This window comes from uncultured Holdemanella sp. (assembly GCF_958348295.1).
Lineage (GTDB): Bacteria > Bacillota_I > Bacilli_A > Erysipelotrichales > Erysipelotrichaceae > Holdemanella.
In genome coordinates this window covers 1-19,798 of record NZ_CATVYQ010000027.1, presented here as the reverse complement: position 1 = coordinate 19,798, position 19,798 = coordinate 1, and the positions used below count along the sequence as shown (strand labels likewise).

Genomic DNA, 19,798 nt, shown 5'->3' with positions numbered 1-19,798 from the left:
CATCAGAACCCAGCCCTCGCTTTCCGTTATGTGATGGAGCTTTTGTATAGGCTACATCTTCCTCATTCCAAAAGCCAGTCGATGACATTTACAACTTTTATGCCATCGTAATTTCCGAGTGAAAAACGATCAAGAGTCAGGACAATCTTTTCATAATTATCCTGAATGCTTTGCAGCGGTCTCATCTCTCTTTCAAAGGTTTCTTTTGCCGTCATATCAGCAGTTACCTGATAATAGGTAAGCACACCTTCCTTCTGTGTCACAAAGTCGACTTCTGTAGAACCGTATTTGCCGATATTGACTTTGCCACCCCTTCGCAAAAGTTCGAGATACACAATGTTCTCAATGGTAAAACCAAGATCGTATCGTTTTCTTGGAAGAATATGGTTTCTGATTCCCATATCTACCATGTAAAACTTTTTGTTGATTTTTAAGAGCTGTTTTCCTACAATGTCAATCCGCTCCGCAGGATAGAAAATAAAAGATTCTGTCAGGGCTTCAACATAATCACTGACTGTGTTTTGGGATACTTTTCTGCCTGCTGAAATCAGATAATCAGTGATGCTTTTCATTGACACCGGACTACCGATAACGCTTGCTAGATACCTGGCAATTGTCTTCAGTAACGCAATGTCTGTGATTCTTCTTTTTCCATCCTCTTTTTCTCTTCGTTCCTGACGCTGCTCGATATCCTTTACGATGACGGTATTGTAGATTCCCTCCAAATACTGGTCTATTTTTTCATCCGTTCGGTTCATTACTGCCACGTACGGAATTCCACCAGTTTTCATAAACTCTACAAAAGCTTCCTCTTTTGCAATGCCCGTCAGCGCCATATACTCGCAAAAAGAAAGCGGCAGCATCTTGATCTCTATGTATCTTCCTGACAAAAGCGTTGCAAGCTCACTTGATAGCATATATGCATTTGAACCTGTGATATAAACATCAACATGGTCTCTGATATAAAGGCTATCAACCACTTTTTCGAATGATGGAACTTCCTGAACCTCATCCAGAAAGATGTATGTCATCTTATCCGCACACAAGCGTTCTTTGAGGTAATTGTACAGCGTCATATAATCTTTTAAAGGCTCGTAATCCAGATTTTCAAAATTAATAGATATAATCTGTTCTGGTGCGACTCCATTCGCTAAGAGTCTTTGCTGATACTGTTTTAGAAGTACAGATTTTCCACAGCGACGGATTCCGGTTACGACCTTGATTTGCTGCTCGTCTTTCCATGCCCAAAGCTGGTCAAGATATTCTTTTCGTTCAACCATATCTGTATTCCTCCTTTTTTTCTCATTATAGCATATTATACGTAGAATATCGTATTATTTTCCCTTTTCGGAAATAAATATTTTATTTGCCTTAATATTTTCCACTATCGCAAACTAATCAGATACGAGCCAAAGCACTTTTTCTAAACTTTAGTTATCGAAAAAATTTATTGGGACAGTTAGTGCAGGATGACGGGATTCTTTCTAATTAGCCAATGGGCAACATAGAAATTGAAAGAAGAATGAATTAAAATGGAATGTAAATATATCTTAAATGATGAATGTTTTGTATAATTAGTGTGTAGTTTAATATTGGAGAAAAGAAAATGAGATGTATCTTAATGAATAAAAATACACCTGTACTAGAGGCTGAATATCATAGTGGAGTTGGTGTATTCACGAATATATATGCGTTGTATAATACGGACTATATGCCTTATCATTTGTGTGTTTCATGTGTTGAATTGAGTGAATGGTTTAAAAATCGTGGGATCCCATCCTTTAGAGATCGGTTGGATTTATTAATGCACCGTTTGAATGTACATGCACCAAGTGAATTATTGGATAAGGCTTTTGGCTTATCTTTATCCGATCAATATTGGTTAAAACCAATAGATTTGAATATATTCTATGATAAGATCAATTTCTTTGAAAATGATTTTGAATATGCTCCATTCATGGATGCTTCTTTATCAAAGAATACGAATTGTATTCAAAATGAGTCTTCATTATATTCTCCAAATAATACAACGGATGGTATGTTAAAAAAGGCTTGGATCATTGAAGATGGAATTCGCTATTTATTGAAGGGTGGGTATAAAAGTGAGACACTACAACCTTTTAATGAAGTCTTGGCTAGTGAAATTTGTAGAAGACTTGGATTTGATCATGTTGACTACTCTTTGGCTATCTACAAAGATATGGTTGTTTCTAAATGTCCATGTTTTATTGATGTCAATACAGAGCTTATTACGGCTCGTCAAATTATGGATGATACAATTGATGACTATGATTCTTATATTCATAAATTAGAGTCTGAAGGTATTGAAGATGTTCGTATTAAAATGGAGAATATGTTCGTATTGGACTACTTAATGTTGAATGAAGATCGTCATTTAAATAATTTTGGCATCATTCGAAATGTGAACACACTCAAATGGATGGATGTCGCACCTATATTTGATAATGGACAAAGTCTTAATATTCAATACTACGATGATAATGAAATGCATGTTGTAGGTGAAGGAAAATTCTTTTATGAAATAAAACCCTTTAAAGAGATCATTCAAGTCGTACAAGATTTAAACCGCATTGATATAGATGCACTACAAGATTTACCTGCATGGTTTGACGATTTATTGCATCAATATCAATATGTGACTTACTATTCAGATCAACGTATTCATAAGCTATGTGTTTTGTTGAATCGACAAATTCATAATCTTAAGTTTTTCTTAAGTAGTTGAGATAACACAAGATTCATCTTATAATTGAATCAATCGAAAGGATGTTTGTTATGTTTTGTAAAAATTGTGGTCACGAAATCAGTGACGATGCAAAGTTTTGTTCAAATTGTGGAACAAAAGTAGAAGTCGAAGAAGAGATTGTTGAACCCATTGAGGTTGTTGATAAAACACAAGCTAAAGAATGGTATTATGTAGAGAATAATGATTCTAAAGGTGCATTTACTTTAGAAGAAATGAAAGAATTGATTGAATCCAATAAAATTACGGGTTCTACTCTAGTATGGAAGGCAAGTTTAAAGGATTGGCAAAAACTAGAGGATAGTGAACTCAATCAATTTATGCGTGTGGATGAAGAAAAGAATTGGTATTATGTTGAAAACAATGATTCCAAAGGACCTTATTCACAAGAAGAAATGAAAGGGTTTATGGATGCGGGTATTCTTTCAGGCAATAGCTTTGTATGGAAAACAGGTATGCAAGATTGGACGCACCTAAAAAATACCAAGCTTGCAGGAAATGAAATGCCAGAACAAGAACCTACACCCCAACCTTCTTATTATGGGGTTAAAGAAAAGAGTATTGCCTTAAATGTTGTATTAAGCTTTGTGACATGTGGAATATATGGTCTTTATTGGCTATATACCATCGCCAAAGATTTAAATGATTTATGTGCAAGCCAACACCAAGAAAAAGGACCCGATCCATTCCTTGTGGTTGTATTAAGTATTGTCACTTGTGGTATATATCAAATTTACTATATGTATAAAGCAGGTAAGATGGTTTCTAGCCTTACTAAAAATGGTCAACACCTAAGTGATGATAGTGTTGTTTTAATGGTATTAGCTATTCTACAGCTATCCATAGTTTCTTTTTGCATCCTACAAAGTAATATCAATGGACTCACAAAAAACTAAGACTTTAGGAATAGTTCTTATACTATTCCTTCTTTTATTATTCTATAAATGTCCTATTCAAAGTGTTACAGGCTTACCGTGTCCAGGATGCAACATGAAGACAAGTCTGTATTATCTTCTTCATTTGAATATAAATAAATCTTTGTATTATCATGCGCTACTTATTCCTACACTTATTCTTTTTGTGGTTTGTATTGTCAATTATAAAAATGAACAAAGAGTAAAAGGAATCCTTATTGTATGGTGTATTTTAATGATTGTATATTACATGTATCGTATGATTGTTTATTTTCCAAATAGTCCAATGATTTATTCAAAAAATAATTTAATTTATCTCATATTTAGACACGTATAATGTCAATTAATGATGTATTGTGAAATCAAAAGGAGGACATGATTATGTCAAACATTTATTTCACAATTACAGGTTTAAACCATTATTACGGAAATGAGTTTCTAGAAAAGGAAATGGTCGTATATTTAAAGAAAGATAAGGACAATGAATTTGATAAAGAAGCCATCAGTGTCAATCTTGCAGGACTAGGAAAGATTGGATATGTTGCCAATAGTCCATATACAGTACTAGGTGAAAGCTACAGTGCTGGAAGATTATATGATAAGATCGAAGATGAGGCACAGGGTAAGATCAAGTTCATTCTAGATAAGGGAGTTGTATGTGAACTTGTAGAATAAGGGTAGAAAATAATTGGAATAGGTATAAGTAAGATGTGGTATCAGGGTGACAATAAAGTATTAGATGAGCCAAAAATATATTTAGATGGTTCATACAAAGATTTTGGATATGGATTCTATTGTACGAATTTTGAAAAACAAGCTAAAAGATGGGCTTTAACTAAAAAGAATAAACATGTTGTGAATGTATATTCTTATGCTGAAAATAAGAATTTAAATTGTCTGATCTTTAAAGAGATGAGCGACGAATGGCTAGATTTTGTAGTTTCATCAAGACAAGGTGAAAGACATGATTATGATATTGTTGAAGGGCCAATGGCAGATGATACAATTTGGAATTATGTGAATGACTTTGCGCGGGGGTTCATTTCTAGAACTGCATTTTGGGAGTTGGTTAAATTTAAGTATCCGACATATCAAATTGTATTTTGTACAGAAGCCGCATTGAAATGTCTAGAATATGATAGGAGTTATGAATTATGATCAACAAATATTTTGATGAGCCTATTGTAGAAAATAATCAGATGTTGATCAAAAGGATGATGAAATTATAGGTAGCTATTGTTTAACAAAATAGAAAAAATTATATATTCAATTTTTGTGCACGGACATTCAATAATCTTTTCACATTTTTATTTTAGTTTTGTATAAACTTTATAAACTAGAAATGTTTGTATTAAAAATGATATATCATTGAAACAAATCTAGTTAATATACTATAAGTTTCGATTAATAAGATAAGAATAATGGAGGGAAAATGATAGACGATATTTTATTAGATAAACTTACTGATATAGGTTTAGAAGTTGGAAAAAGTCAGATAAACAAAAAACTAAACGAACAATTGTTGCGAAACAAATTAAAAAAATATATCAGTGAACAAAAGGAATTGAATGGATTATATTCAATGAAAGAAGAATTTGATTTTGAAGGTTTATTGAACTATATTTTAAATCACTTAATTACTGATGTGAAAACAAGAGTTTTTTCAATAAACACTGTTGAAAGAGGACGAGCACGTGAAGAAGTGATTGATAAAGCTGTTAAGTTTTCGAAAGCAAATAATAAAGAGTCTATAAATAATGTTAAAAAAATCGTTGCAACGTGTATTGATATTATTAAATATGTTTACTCAAAAAATATATCTTTACAAGATTATATTATTGCTTCTGATATTGTAAATAGTGTGACAGAACATGTTGATACTAAATTTGATGAATTTAGTGATAAATTGACATGTCTTGAAAATAAAATAACTATAATTTCTCAAGAATATTTACCAACACTGGTTGCAGAAAATAAAATTGAACAAGCTAATTCTATACTTAATAATTGTTTTTTAGACATGTCTAAAAATCATGTACTATATCCAGATTACGGATATAGCTATATTAACGGTGGATTGATTAGTGTACCCTTGACCAAGGATGCTGAACAAAAATATCCTTCTAGTATGAATATACGAGCGGATATAAAAATAGGTGAAAATTTATACCATAATAAAGATGTTGATCCATTTGAATATGCATATAGGCATCAAAAAAATATGTTTGTAAAAGTTACTGATGCAACAAAAATGTTAGGAAACGTCAAAGATCCAGTTCAAAAAGAAGCTGAAGAATTACGGGGTCAAAGTTTGATGGTAAAACCAAAAGAGTTTCCTAAAGCGGCTCCTTGCTCAGTAGTTGTGGACGATGTTACTTATTTTGAATATATTTTGTTCAGAACAAAAGAGATTTTAGATGATGGAACATATGTTGTATCTAACAAAGAACAGAAAAATACACATATATATTTTGAACTTAGATTCAAGATTAAAGGCGATCAAAGGCTTGATTTTACAAGTAATATTATAAAACCAACTTGTAAAGAAAGGCTTAATTACACAAAATTTATTAAAGCTGTACAAATGAAAAAAGGTTTTGGAGTTTATTTATTGGAACAACATCAATATGCAATAAAAGCGCAACCTGAAAATGATTCAGATATTGATACATCTGCAATAGATGCTGAAATTGACTTTTTTGAAAGATTGTGCTTGATTGAAAATTATTTTGATGTTTGTTTTAAATTGCCAAAAAAATTTAGAAAAGAGGATTCAAAATTAATATATGGCATATCTAATTTGATTCAAAATAACAAGAAAGCTTTATCATGGCAGAGTAGAAAATTAACAATAAATGTAGGTGTTGAATCAAAAGATACTATGAATAAGTTTACTAATCCTATAAGTTTGATTGAGGAAGGGAATTGTTGCCTAGAATTATTTGGACAAGAATTAAAATACCATTATAGAAGAGTTTTTAAAAGTGCCATGTTGACAGACTTTGAAAGAAAGTGCCAAATGATGAATTTGTTAGTAGATGACGAAAGATTGGATCTAGTTTTTAAGCCTTTCAAAGATAATACTTTTTTTGAATATATAAATAGAATAGATTGATTAAAACAAAAATTTTTAAATTTAGTAAAAAAATGTGGGGCAATTATTGCTCCACAATCTTATCTAAACTATGAATGAATTCTACAACCATTTTACGTTTGATGTCATCGATTCGAACAAGTTTATTCAAGGCTTCGATTTCATCTTCATTATCTAGACAAACGATTTCTCTTCTTAAACGATCGATTTCATCTTCTAAACGATTTTGTTCTTTAATATACTGTTCATGAACAGCTTTGATTTGATTGTATAATTGATTATCCATGTTTACACCGCTTTCTTTAATCATCATATAGTAAACTAGAAAATAAAACAACTTATTTTTCAAAATGATTTGAGTTTTTACTTTTTCTTTGATAAACTAAATTCAAAGCGATGACAAGAAGGAGTAATTTACTTGTATTCTTTAGAGAGCAAGCGGCTGGTGAAAGCTTGTGTGTAGGGTAGATGAAGGTAGTCTTTGAGTTGAATTTATGAAATGAAGTAGTAAATTTCGTGACACAGCGTTAATGTGAATGAGAATAAAATTAGGTGGTACCACGTCAAGCACGTCCTATGGGGATGTGCTTTTTTATATTTATGGAAAGGATGATTGTGGATGACGTTGGAAGCAAAATATAATCATTTAGCAGTAGAAAATGATAAATACCAAAATTGGATTGAAAAAGGATATTTCACAGCGGGCGATCTATCAAAACGCCCATATTGTATTGTGATCCCTCCACCAAACGTAACTGGAAAGCTACACTTAGGACATGCATGGGATACAACATTACAAGATATTTTATGTCGTTATAAAAGATTAAAGGGCTATGACGTATGTTGGGTAGCCGGAATGGATCATGCAGGTATTGCAACACAGGCAAAGGTAGATGCTCGTTTAAAATCAGAAGGAATTTCTCGTTATGACATTGGTCGTGAAAAATTCTTGGAAAGAGCTTGGGAGTGGAAAGAAGAATATGCTTCTACCATTCGTAGTCAATGGGCTAAATTAGGTTTATCTTTAGACTATAGTCGTGAACGCTTTACATTAGATGAAGGTTTAAGTCATGCCGTTCGTAAAGTCTTTGTAGACTTATATAATGATGGACTAATCTATCAAGGTGAAAGAATCATCAACTGGGATCCTGAAGCTAAAACAGCATTGTCTAATATTGAAGTTGAACACAAAGAAATCATGGGTCACATGTATTACTTTAAATATAAAGTTGTGGAAACTGGACAAGAATTAGTGATTGCGACAACTCGTCCAGAAACAATGTTTGCCGATCAAGCAATTTTTGTTCACCCAGATGACGAAAGATATAAAGACATTGTTGGAATGCATGCGATCAACCCTGCAAATGGAGACAAACTTCCAATCATGGCTGATGACTATATTGATATGAGCTTTGGTACAGCTGTTATGAAATGTACGCCAGCACATGACCCAAATGACTTTGCATTAGCTAAAAAATACAACTTACCAATGCCTATCTGTATGAATCCAGATGGAACGATGAATGATATGTGTGGTAAGTATGCAGGTATGGATCGTTTTGAATGTCGTGAAGCCTTAGTCAATGACTTTAAAGATGCTGGTGTAGTCGATCATATTGAAGAACACTTACACCAAGTAGGACACTCAGAAAGAACTGGTGTTATCGTAGAACCTTATTTAAGTAAACAATGGTTTGTAAAAATGAAACCACTTGCACAAGAAGTATTAAAGAATCAAGAAATTGAAGATCAAAGAATCAACTTTGTACCTTCTCGTTTCAATAAAACATTTGAACAATGGCTAGAAAATATTGAAGATTGGTGTATTTCACGTCAGTTGTGGTGGGGACACAGAATTCCTGCTTGGACAAACAAAGAAACTGGTGAAATCTATGTTGGTATGGAAGATCCAAAAGACATTGAAAACTGGACACAAGATGAAGATGTATTGGATACTTGGTTCTCAAGTGCATTATGGCCTTTCTCAACACTTGGTTGGCCAGAAACAACAGCGGATCTAGAACGCTATTTCCCAAATGATGTATTAGTAACAGGATATGACATCATCTTCTTCTGGGTGGCTCGTATGGCTTTCCAAACACGCTACTGCATGAAGAACCGTCCATTCAAAGACGTATTAATTCATGGTCTTGTTCGTGATACACAAGGACGTAAGATGTCTAAATCATTAGGTAATGGCATTGATCCAATGGATGTAATTCAAGAAAAGGGTGCTGACGCCTTACGTTTCTTCTTAACAACAAACTCAACTCCAGGACAAGACTTACGTTTTGATGAAACTAAGATGGACGCAAGCTGGAACTTTATCAACAAGATCTGGAATGCAGCTCGTTATGTTCAAATGCAAATTGGAGATACTAAACCAGAACTAGACATGACTAAAGGCAATAGTGTAGACAAATGGATCTTAGCTCGTTTTAACGAAGTATTAGACCATGTATCTACAAATATGGACAAATATGAATTGGCTATTGTAGGAAACGAATTATATAGCTTTGTATGGGATGATTTCTGCAGCTGGTACATTGAACTTTCTAAAGCTACTCTATATTCAGAAGACGAAAGCTTAGTCGCCAATACAAAAGCTGTTCTATATACAGTCATGATGGGAATTTTAAAAGTATTATCTCCATTCATGCCATTTGTGACAGAAGAAATCTATTTGAACTTACCTCATGATAAAGAAAGCTTAAATGTTGAAACTTGGCCAGAAAAAGTTGAATTTGAATATACAGATGCAGAAAAAGACGAAATGGCATTAGTTATCAGCGCAATTCAAACGGTTCGTGAAATCAAAGTTGAATACGCAATGAAACCAAGTGAAGACTTAACGATTTCATTACACAACGACAATGGTTATGTAACATTAAATTCAGAATCAACTGCCATTCTAGCACGTATGGCACACGCCACAGTCAAAGAAGATTTAAATACAGAAGATGTATTATCACGTACAATCGAAAAAGCTGTATTAACTGTTGCGATGGATGCATTGATTGACTTAGAAGAAGAAAAAGGAAAACTTGAAAAAGAAATTGCACGCCTAGAAAACGAAATCAAACGTTGTTCAGGCATGTTGAAAAATCCTGGCTTTGTCAATAAAGCACCAGAAGCTAAAGTCAATGCAGAAAAAGAAAAACTAGCATCTTACACAGAAAAGCTAGAAATGACGAAAACACAATTAGATAACATCCTTAAGAAATTAGGATAGTATAAATTACGCTCAGATTTTCTGGGCGTTTTTTTTAATCGACAAAACATTTGTTTCTATATCTCTTCACTTTCCTTTCTTTCTTTCTCACAATAAGAAAGAAGCAAGAAAAGAGAAAGGAAGGGATAGAAGATGTTAGAATTTGAGAACCAGAATATTGAATTTAAGCAAGAGTATGTCCCTGACATCCGAAAAGAGATAGGATTTGAAAATGCAGAGGGCGGCACATTTTATGTTGGAGTACGAAAAGATGGAGCAGTTCTGGTTATTGGCAATCGGTGGTGCAGTAATCATGGCAGGTGTTGCATCCCTCGGTACCAGTTTTGCCATTCTGCCGGAATTGAAAAAACAGTAAAAAGCCAAAAAAAAGAGTTCAACGCATCAGACTCTTTCAAGGGGTTGTCCGAAGACGACCACGGCAAAATATATCGATAGAAGCATTGGTGAATTGAGTTACTAATGCTTCTTTTTTAAACTTTACAAATTTTGCAAAGTTAAGGACATAATGAGCACCATCCTTTGTACAAGGATATATTACCAACTATGTTGACAATAATGATTTCTATTTAATGTATGGAGATTGTTAGATGGATGCTCACATAATATAATCGTAAATGAATTGTCTGGGAAATTACTTACTAAAAGAAAGGGAACCTATTATGTATTATGATTAAGAGAAAATAAAAAATGAATAATCAAACTTGCGATGGATGCATTAATTGACTTAGAAGAAGAAAAAGGAAAACTAGAAAAAGAAATCGCACGCCTAGAAAACGAAATCAAACGTTGTTCAGGCATGTTGAAAAATCCTGGCTTTGTCAATAAAGCACCAGAAGCTAAAGTCAACGCAGAAAAAAAACAACACGACGAAAATCTACGAAAAAGAAAACACAATTAGATAACATCCTTAAGAAATTAGGATAGGAAACGCAAACGCCCAGAGTTACTCTAGACGTTTTTTTTATATAAGTAAAGGATAGAAACTAGATAATGTCCCATATATTGTAAAAATGTCCCAACTATGTTAAAATAGAATCAACGATAACAAGAGAGATGGAAGGTATCAAAATGAAAAAGGCAAATATTATAAATTTAATAAAATATCATGCAGAAAAAAATGATTCTGCCTTTAGAAACGAGGCTTATCAAATAGCGAATGAATTTGATAAAAGTGGGGATTATCAACTAGCTGAATATATTATGGCACTTTTATCAAATGCGAATACTTTTGTTCCACAGATGGAAGAGGATGATTTGGCTTTTGTGAAGAAACTAGAAGTTAATGGAGACCCGTTACCACTACCAGATTGTATCAAAGACGATATAGTGGGAATAGTAAATGCTGCTGGACATGGAATCGGCGTTAATAAGTTCTTGTTTCAAGGTGCACCAGGAACGGGGAAAACAGAATCTGTAAAACAGATAGCTCGTATTCTTGATAGAGAATTGTATATGGTGGATTTTGCGTTTTTGATTGACAGCAAGCTTGGTCAAACCGCAAAAAATATAGCACAATTATTTGATGAAATAAATGGATTGTTTTCACCTGAAAAAGTTGTTGTTTTATTTGATGAAATAGATGCTCTTGCATTAGATAGGACGGATTCTAATGATTTAAGAGAAATGGGTCGTGCAACCACTTCTGTGTTAAAGGGATTGGATAATCTAAATGACGAGGTACTGTTAATTGCGACAACAAATCTATTTAATCATTTTGATAAGGCTTTAGTTAGAAGATTTGATTCAGTCATTGATTTTAATAGATATTCACATGAAGATTTAGTTGATATTTCTGAAATCATATTAAAACATTATTTGTCTAAGTTTAAAAATGTTGGAAGTAATATGAGATTGTTCAGAAAAATAATTTCTTCTGTAGATCCTATACCTTATCCTGGAGATTTGAAAAACATTATAAGAACTTCTTTGGCATTTAGTAACCCGAATGATGAATTTGATTATTTAAGAAGAGTGTATAGGAGTTTTTATAAAGAGGATATAAAGGATCTAAAGCATTTACAAAGTCAAGGATTCACTGTTAGGGAGATTGAAATACTTACAGGTATATCAAAAAGCCAAGTACAAAGAGAATTAAAGGAGTAATTGTATATGAATGAAATTTTACAATTAAAAGGCACTTTTGAACATGGAAAAAATAGTCCTATGGGACCCACCAATTTGCCTAAGAATAAATCTGTAACAGTTGAACACTTGATGAATTTGAAGAATGATTTAATGAATGTTCAAAAGTTTTGGCAAAATGAAAAATTACAAATAAATCCACTAGTGAGTGTGTATTATAACACAGTGGTTGCTAAATCGAATCGAATCAAAGGCATATTAGAAAGTTCTTCAAAGAAAAACAATGATACGATTGTAGGAGCTAAGTTCACAGATGAGAACAAACCAAAACATATTATTACTCATTGTTTAGAAAGTTATAAATTAGAGGCTGCTATAGAAAATCTCGCAAATGTAATATCTGCTGTTCAAAATTATTTTGGTAATGTTATTAGTCATGACACTATAAATGATATTAATTCGAAAAAGTATAAAAAATTGTTCGAAGATAAAACAAAAATCAAAGTATCAAGAACAAGATTTGTTAATACGATAGTAGATGCTTTTTATGTTGAAAAATTTGGCGTAGATCAAGATGTAAGTGATATGGATGAAACGGCAATCGTTACGATTTATGAAACGGGAACCAAAACTTCGGACATCATGAAACAATTAGATATTAATTTTTTAGATGTAAGGAATATTGATGGGACAACACTTTTACTTAGACCTGATCAATATAGGGTATTAATATCTAAAGCTCCATATTTAATCTCAATGGCAGTTACAGACATTTCTAAGCTTGAAAAAGATTCTTTTTATGATTGTGAAGACATTGTTACTTCAATACCACACCCTGGAAATGAGCCGACAATTGGAGTTATTGACACAATGTTTGATGAGACGGTCTATTTTTCTGAATGGGTTGAATTTAAAAATATGGTTGATGGCATTGATTTAGATAGTTCAGATTATGATCATGGTACAATGGTAAGTTCAATTATTGTTGATGGACCAAACATCAATAAAGAACTGGATGATGGATGTGGAAGATTTAAGGTTAGACATTTTGGCGTTGCCAAAAGTGGTAGCTTTAGTTCATTTGCAGTAATGAGAGCCATAAAGGAAATTGTAGAATCGAATAGAGATATAAAAGTCTGGAATTTATCTTTAGGTTCTGCATTAGAAATTAATTCAAACTTCATTTCTCCGGAAGCGGCAATTCTAGATAAAATCCAATATGAGAATGATGTGATATTTGTTGTTGCAGGTACAAATAAAACATCACGATTTAACGCAAAAAAGATTGGAGCCCCTGCAGATTCTATTAATTCATTAGTTGTTAATTCGGTTGATTTTAATGGTGAGCCAGCCGATTATACTAGAGAAGGTTTGGTATTATCTTTTTTCAATAAACCAGATGTAAGTTATTATGGTGGTACTGCTGACAAGAGAATAAGAGTTTGTACGCCATTAGGTGAAAAGTTTGTATGTGGGACATCTTTTGCCGCTCCTTGGATTGCGAGAAAATTATCTTATCTGATCGATGTTTTAGGCCTAACAAGAGAATTGGCGAAGGCTTTGATTATTGACTCAGCAGCAGGATGGAGAAACGAAAAATATAGCCCGCAAAAGATAGGTTATGGTGTAGTTCCAAAACGTATTGAACACATAATCAAAACACCGGATGATGAAATTAAGTTTATGATTAACGGTATCACACTAGATTCTGATACATTTGTATCTAATATTCCTGTTCCTGAAGATAAAGAAAAATTCCCGTTTGTGGCTAAAGCTACTCTATGCTATTTTCCAAAATGTTCAAGAAACCAAGGCGTAGACTATACGAATACTGAATTAGATATTCATTTCGGTACGTTGAAAAAGAAAAAGAATGGGAAAATAGGAATCAACTCCATTAATAAGAATAAACAATCTGAAGATGAAAGGATCATTCTTTATGAAGGGCAAGCTCGAAAAGAGTATAGAAAATGGGATAACGTTAAATTATTACGTGATGAATTGTTGACACCTACAGGAAAGAAAAGACAACCAAAACCAAATAATTCAAATGGATTATGGGGCTTGAGTGTCAGAACTAAAGAACGATTAAATGAAAAAGATGGTTATAACATGAGTTTTGGTGTAATTGTAACTCTAAAGGAAATCAATGGAGTAAATCGCATTAAAGATTTTATTCAGCTATGTCAATTTAACGGTTGGATAGTCAATAAATTGGATGTAGAAAATCAGATTAACATCTATCACATAGCTGAAGAAGAGGTCATTTTTGATTGATAAGGGCATAAAGCGAAATACAATTTTAATTAATTTGGATTGGCTTATTTACTAGAAATGATTGTAATAAGATAATTGAATTATTTTGTATGTTGAGAATGTTTGTTAGTGCTAAAGTATTATCGCTAATAGAATAGTGTTTCGCTATGTCTTTGTTAATAATATAAAATTTGAAAGGAGAATTAATGGAAAAATCAGAAGGAATTCATTTTTATGTGAATGTAGAAAATTTTAATGATGTTGTATTGAATGAGGAACAACATACGGGAAAGGTGAATCATTCTATACATGCACTTGATACTTTCTTTACAAGTATCGAATATTATGGAAAAACAAATTTTCCAAAAAGTTTTGTGGTCGAAAAGATTACTGGCTCTAGATTACACATGTATGTTGTAGAAGATATCGCAAAGGCTTACAGTATTGTTCAAGAAGTGGTTAAATATGCGGGACAACTTGCACGTTATTTAAATGTTGAAATATCAAAATATAAAACTCTTATGAATTTTAGAATTCAAACTGGAGCATGTTTTGGTCAATTTTACAATTTTGTGTTTAAAAGAGAAAATGCAGATGAAGAAACAACGATTGGTTATGCAGCAAACTATGCTGCCAAACTTCAAGGTTTGTCTAAAAAAGGAAGTTTGGCAATTTCATCGAAATTATATGATGCGTTAGATAAAGAAACTAAGAAACTTTATACGAAAATTGTATCTTCAAAGATCAAGAAATACGGAGAAGATTGTTATTATGAAACTCGAATTGGTAAACTGCAAAGTAATTTAGATAATGAAAATTATTTAAAAGCCAGTCAAGATTATGCAAATAAAGTAAACCTTACAAATATGGAATTTAGACAAGCTACTAAACCTGTTAGTTTTGATAAGTTATCAAAAACAGAATGTAAAGAACTTCAAGGAATCCCTTTGTTCGCTGATGTGAGGGGATTCACGTCCAAGTTTGACAGCGATGATGCAAATCTTGATGAAATGGCTATTGCTACGCAGAATATATTAACAACAATGTACAATAAAGTGGAACAAAATCATGGTATACATGTTCAATTTCAAGGTGATAGAGAAGTTGCATTGTTCCACAATTATCCTGGCCATGAATGTTATTTTGATGCTGTTAAAGCAGGCCTACAATTGATTGATGCTGTTAAACCATATGGTGTAAGTATTGGAGTAGGACAATCATTTGGTAAAATGTTTGCAACAAGAATAGGAGCACGTAATGCAAAAGATTACTTATTGATTGGTTCAGTTGTAGTGGAAGCGGACAGAAATGAAGATGAAAATGCAAAGCCGAATCAATTGGTGATTTCTAGAGAAATTTATGAATATCTGAAAAATCATGAAGCTTCGTGGGCAGAAATATTCAAAAAGCAAGATGATTATTACTACACTACTGTTGGATATAACTTCATGAAAAACAAGATTACTCAAAAAGACTTGGAAACGAGCACAAAAAGACAAAATTATAATGGAGCATGGATGAAATAACATGGCCCTGCTGTATGATGATAATTACTATAAAAATGTTGAAAAGGATATCAAAGAATTGCGTAAAGAGTATCCGTTCACAAAAATTGTTGCATATCCTTATGCAAATCCTACAAAGATCGAATTAAAAGTTATTGCGGTTAATAATCGTATAATAAGAGAATGTAATGCACAGGCTGATGACTTCAAGGGTGAATTTTCAAAAGAGATAAAAGTTGTAATTCCTTTTGACTACAAAAACCGAGGTTGCGATATATATGGCGGTAGTTGGTTTGATATAGACAAAATTCCTTTTGAAGATCGTCATTTTTATGAAACTCCTGACTGTGATTATCAATTTTGTCTTGGTGTTCCGCAATCTTTTAAATCTTTAAGAAATGTAGTGCTTGAAAATGTTAAGACTGCAGAACAAATGTTGTTTGCATATGAAAGCTATCAACAAGGAATGACAAACAAGGTTAAGTTAATCTCTTATTCTCACGGGAAGAAAGGAATGGATGAATATGAACGGAATAAAAAAAGATATAGAGCTAAATAAATTGATCGAAGAACATTTTGAAAAACAACTTCAACAGACTAATTATTGGCTATCTTTTGCAGAAGCTAAAAATGCGGCTATAATTGTATTTAATGTAACGTTAATAGGCCTTCTGTTTGATTCGTTGAATGAGAATCATATTATGTTTTTAATATCATCCATTCTATTTGTAGTTTCGTGTCTGATTAGTTTGTATTCTTTTTTACCAAATATGAATAGCAAGGCTAAGAATACAATTGATGAAGAAAATTGCGAACGTAATTTAATCTTTTATGGGGATATAGCTAAAATCGGCAAGACAGAGGAATATATAAAACTAACAATTAAAGAATATTTTCCGGAAATCGAAGATATAGCTTTATCTAAGCTTGCCAAGGATGCTGCTTCAGAAGTGCATATAAACAGTCAAATTACTGTAAATAAAATGAATTTGTTCAAAAGAGCTGCTAAATTCAATGGTTTCGGATTAATTATTATGGCTCTACCTTATACTTGGATGATAGCTTGTTTGTTAAATAAATTTCTTGTATTTTTATTCAAATTCATTACGTGTGTTCAAAGATGTTTTTAAAGTACAAAAATGTATAGAAAGTTTCTAATTATTTGAATTTGCAATTTATAATAAATTTGTTTAAGTAATTAGTTGTTTCAGAGGTTGAAGTTTACCATAATATGAATAAAAATCGGCTTTGGGGAGGCTTGATGCGTATATACATGTAATGCCTCTAAATATTTAGACTTTTGACTTTGAACATGGAAATACAAAGAAGATGAGATAGGTTGGCAAGAAAGGCTTCAGTGAAAGTTTTATCGATATCGTTATCTCTTTACTTAGAAAAATTAATGATGTTGTGAAACAACCTTGTTAAAAAATATTGATTATTTATTTGTATACTGTATAATGAATAACAGAAATGGTTGCTTACGAGGCGACTAGTGAAAACCTTCTTTCTATCAATTAGATTGGAGGTTTTTGTTTTATATATAGTGAGCATAGTGTTTAAATATTTCTGCATAAAGATTAAATCCATTGGTGCATGATCAAATAATTATGTTAGAAAGAGGTTTTGAGGAACGTAAAATTATGAATGTTGTAAATGGTAATAATGAAGCATTTGATATAAACATACCTTTCGTAAGGGATGCGATTTTGTATTATACGATACAACAATATTTTAATAACAACGATAAAAAGACTTGTGAGTTTATTCATCAGATTGAAGAAACTCATTGTTTTAGTTTTCGAAATGGATTGAAAATGAATATTCCTTTATTATCTAAATTACTTAATACTACAGATAAAGAATTTTACGCTCGTTATGGAATGGTAAAGAAAAGTTTCGCTAATTTAACTAATGATGTGATATTAGTAAAACAAGGGAATCAAGCTTATTCTAAACTGTTAGCTATAACGAAAGAAGCTCCACCTTATTTGTTTTTAAAAGGAAATGTTCACTTGCTAGAAGAAAAATCTGTTTGTGTTGTAGGTAGTAGAAATGCTAGTGAAGAATCCATGAAAAAAACAGAGCGTATCGTTAAATCTCTTGTTAAAAGAAATATCGTCGTAAATGCTGGACTTGCAAGAGGTATTGATACTGCGACTCATATTGCTGCATTAGTTAATGGTGGAAGAACAATAGCTGTCATTGGTACACCAATCAACCAGTATTATCCTAAAGAGAATAAGGATTTACAAATTCAAATTGAAAAGAATGGGTTGGTAGTATCTCAATTTCCACCATGTAATGCTATTAATAGATGGAATTTTCCAACACGTAATGGAGTTATGAGTGGCATTTCATTAGCAACTATAATTATGGAAGCAAAAGAATCGAGTGGTGCATTGAAACAAGCCGATTATGCGTTAAAACAGGGTAGAGATGTTTTAATTCCACAATCTGCTATTGATAATCCTTTAATTCAATGGCCAAAAAAATATGTTAGTAAAGGTGCTCGTGCATTCAAAACATTAAAAGAGGTTCTACAGATTTTAAACAGAAATGAATTGCTTTTAAACATGACTGATAATGATGCGAAAGTAAGTGTTGTTGAAATAGATTGATTTAAGTGATGAATTTTTTAATTAAGTTCAAAATATTTTCTAAAATAGATTTTTGACGTAGATGAAATTATATATAATAATTTTGAAAGGGATCATGAATAGAAAAATGAAGGGTATAAAAGTTAAAGATTTAAAAATTGAGTGTGAATATTTTGATTGTGAAATACCTCAAGAGTATTTAGAAAAAGAACCAGGAGGACCTATTACTGATGAAGATATAAAAGAATTTTTTTCTGAAGCAACAGAATCTGAAATTGAGTCCGCTTTATGTGATCTACCAAAATGTTTGGATAGGGTCAAAAAAGTACTTGGATCATAGATGGTATTTGCATATTGTAGAGTTAATCGCTTTTAAAAATGCATTCATATTAATAAACAGTTTGGGGGTGAGACTATGCATTGGGCGCCAATTTGGTATCCTTATATTGACAGGGAAAAGCCAACAATTAAAAAAGTATTAAAACCGGATACTCCACAAGAAATCAGAGATGCTTTTGAGAAACATCAAGAAGAATTGAAGAAACCTGTTCATGGTTTTGTTGATAAATAGCATTTATAATAAAATGTCTAAGAAATTGAAAGGTAGTATATCTCATGCTTGAAAAAAAGGAATTAACATTTGTGGTATTCATTCTTCATGTTCTTGGCCAACATTGGAATATGACAACGCCTGAAGTGTACGAAATCTTGAATACGACAGGTATATTGGATGATTACATTATTAAATGCTATGATGTTTTGCATACGCTAGGAAAAGAATATTTAGTTGAAGACATTACGGAGTTTGTTAGAGAAAAGGAAAAGACGTGTAAAATGGGCTTTTTGTATAAGAACTCATTTTTAACTGTTTAATCGAAATTATATCCACCACGGTGATTATAATAAACACTGGTCTTTTCTAATATTTCATATGGATTATCAATGATTTTGAAAACCTCATTAGGATAGAAGTAGCAACAATAAGAATCATCCATGACTAAAAGAAGTCCATTTTTATCTTTACCAATAGCTTTGTATTCTTCTCCAAATGTGATTTTACAAATTAAATGATCATATTGATGTGTAATACATTGAACAGTAGCCTCATAATTGTTTAGAAGATTACCTTCATCACGTATAATTTCAAAATCTTCTAAATGATTAAAATCGGTAATCGTACCATCATTACCTCTTACATGTAGGCTAGTACGTTCACCTTCCCAATATTCGATAAAGTAGGCTTTATACAATTTACCTTTTGTAAATTTATGATTTGATTTTGCGATGTATCTCATATGCATATGACGGAAAAATGGTGCGCGTGTAGCGCACCATCGGTGTATCTGTAGCG

General features: G+C 32.2%; 21 protein-coding genes and 1 other annotated feature. Of the genes, 18 read left to right on the top strand and 3 right to left on the bottom strand.

Annotated elements, in window-relative coordinates:
• Positions 1-62: 62 nt before the first annotated feature.
• Positions 63-1,280 (bottom strand): ATP-binding protein, encoded by a 1,218-nt coding sequence (locus Q3907_RS06335; RefSeq protein ID WP_301897692.1) that lies wholly within the window; start codon positions 1,278-1,280, stop codon positions 63-65.
• Between the two features lie 341 nt (positions 1,281-1,621).
• Between Q3907_RS06335 and Q3907_RS06330 the strand changes: the two genes are divergently transcribed.
• The 6 genes from Q3907_RS06330 to Q3907_RS06305 all read left to right on the top strand — a co-directional run bounded on the left by Q3907_RS06330 (position 1,622) and on the right by Q3907_RS06305 (position 6,793).
• On the top strand, positions 1,622-2,746 hold the full coding sequence (locus Q3907_RS06330; protein ID WP_301897691.1) for a hypothetical protein: 1,125 nt from the start codon (positions 1,622-1,624) through the stop codon (positions 2,744-2,746).
• Positions 2,747-2,796: 50 nt separating this feature from the next.
• The gene (locus Q3907_RS06325) at positions 2,797-3,660 is read left to right on the top strand and encodes a GYF domain-containing protein (protein WP_295644623.1); all 864 of its coding nucleotides are present in this window, start codon (positions 2,797-2,799) and stop codon (positions 3,658-3,660) included.
• Entirely contained in the window at positions 3,641-4,015 is a 375-nt protein-coding gene (locus Q3907_RS06320) for a DUF2752 domain-containing protein (protein WP_301897690.1), read from the top strand. Before Q3907_RS06325 ends, Q3907_RS06320 begins: the two co-directional genes overlap by 20 nt.
• A gap of 44 nt (positions 4,016-4,059) precedes the next feature.
• A complete protein-coding gene (locus Q3907_RS06315; protein WP_301897689.1) occupies positions 4,060-4,353 on the top strand; it encodes an HIRAN domain-containing protein in 294 nt (97 codons plus the stop codon).
• 33 nt (positions 4,354-4,386) lie between these two features.
• Positions 4,387-4,836, top strand: a complete 450-nt coding sequence (locus Q3907_RS06310; protein WP_301897688.1) for a DUF3990 domain-containing protein — start codon at positions 4,387-4,389, stop codon at positions 4,834-4,836.
• Between the two features lie 274 nt (positions 4,837-5,110).
• Entirely contained in the window at positions 5,111-6,793 is a 1,683-nt protein-coding gene (locus Q3907_RS06305; RefSeq protein ID WP_301897687.1) for a hypothetical protein, read from the top strand.
• Between the two features lie 43 nt (positions 6,794-6,836).
• On the opposite strand, the gene Q3907_RS06300 is transcribed toward Q3907_RS06305, so the two are convergent.
• Complete coding sequence (locus tag Q3907_RS06300; protein ID WP_147346080.1) at positions 6,837-7,085, bottom strand: hypothetical protein; 249 nt, start codon at positions 7,083-7,085, stop codon at positions 6,837-6,839.
• A gap of 74 nt (positions 7,086-7,159) precedes the next feature.
• Positions 7,160-7,352: a binding site (T-box leader), on the top strand.
• A 39-nt stretch (positions 7,353-7,391) separates the two neighbouring features.
• On the opposite strand from Q3907_RS06300, the gene Q3907_RS06295 reads away from it, so the two are divergent.
• The 12 genes from Q3907_RS06295 to Q3907_RS06240 all read left to right on the top strand — a co-directional run bounded on the left by Q3907_RS06295 (position 7,392) and on the right by Q3907_RS06240 (position 19,320).
• Complete coding sequence (locus Q3907_RS06295; protein ID WP_367881496.1) at positions 7,392-10,004, top strand: valine--tRNA ligase; 2,613 nt, start codon at positions 7,392-7,394, stop codon at positions 10,002-10,004.
• A gap of 211 nt (positions 10,005-10,215) precedes the next feature.
• On the top strand, positions 10,216-10,359 hold the full coding sequence (locus Q3907_RS06290) for a hypothetical protein (RefSeq protein WP_301897685.1): 144 nt from the start codon (positions 10,216-10,218) through the stop codon (positions 10,357-10,359).
• A 351-nt stretch (positions 10,360-10,710) separates the two neighbouring features.
• Entirely contained in the window at positions 10,711-10,902 is a 192-nt protein-coding gene (locus tag Q3907_RS06285; RefSeq protein ID WP_301897684.1) for a hypothetical protein, read from the top strand.
• 170 nt (positions 10,903-11,072) lie between these two features.
• Entirely contained in the window at positions 11,073-12,107 is a 1,035-nt protein-coding gene (locus Q3907_RS06280) for an ATP-binding protein (RefSeq protein ID WP_301897683.1), read from the top strand.
• 6 nt (positions 12,108-12,113) lie between these two features.
• Positions 12,114-14,363 (top strand): S8 family peptidase, encoded by a 2,250-nt coding sequence (locus Q3907_RS06275; protein WP_301897682.1) that lies wholly within the window; start codon positions 12,114-12,116, stop codon positions 14,361-14,363.
• A gap of 185 nt (positions 14,364-14,548) precedes the next feature.
• A complete protein-coding gene (locus Q3907_RS06270) occupies positions 14,549-15,868 on the top strand; it encodes an adenylate/guanylate cyclase domain-containing protein (protein ID WP_301897681.1) in 1,320 nt (439 codons plus the stop codon).
• Position 15,869: 1 nt separating this feature from the next.
• Entirely contained in the window at positions 15,870-16,406 is a 537-nt protein-coding gene (locus tag Q3907_RS06265) for a hypothetical protein (protein ID WP_301897680.1), read from the top strand.
• Positions 16,372-16,977 (top strand): hypothetical protein, encoded by a 606-nt coding sequence (locus tag Q3907_RS06260; RefSeq protein WP_301897679.1) that lies wholly within the window; start codon positions 16,372-16,374, stop codon positions 16,975-16,977. The genes Q3907_RS06265 and Q3907_RS06260 overlap by 35 nt, the downstream gene beginning before the upstream one ends.
• Before the next feature lie 480 nt (positions 16,978-17,457).
• Entirely contained in the window at positions 17,458-18,468 is a 1,011-nt protein-coding gene (locus Q3907_RS06255) for a DNA-processing protein DprA (RefSeq protein WP_301897678.1), read from the top strand.
• A gap of 94 nt (positions 18,469-18,562) precedes the next feature.
• Entirely contained in the window at positions 18,563-18,787 is a 225-nt protein-coding gene (locus Q3907_RS06250; RefSeq protein WP_301897677.1) for a hypothetical protein, read from the top strand.
• A gap of 75 nt (positions 18,788-18,862) precedes the next feature.
• Positions 18,863-19,018: a hypothetical protein gene (locus Q3907_RS06245; protein ID WP_301897676.1), complete on the top strand. Its 156-nt coding sequence runs from the start codon at positions 18,863-18,865 to the stop codon at positions 19,016-19,018.
• Between the two features lie 44 nt (positions 19,019-19,062).
• Positions 19,063-19,320 (top strand): DUF3791 domain-containing protein, encoded by a 258-nt coding sequence (locus Q3907_RS06240; RefSeq protein ID WP_301897675.1) that lies wholly within the window; start codon positions 19,063-19,065, stop codon positions 19,318-19,320.
• Here the strand turns inward: Q3907_RS06240 and Q3907_RS06235 are convergent.
• Positions 19,317-19,798 (bottom strand): hypothetical protein (locus Q3907_RS06235; RefSeq protein ID WP_301897674.1); only part of this gene is annotated, 482 nt, incomplete at its 5' end. The two genes, Q3907_RS06240 and Q3907_RS06235, sit on opposite strands and share 4 nt — an antisense overlap.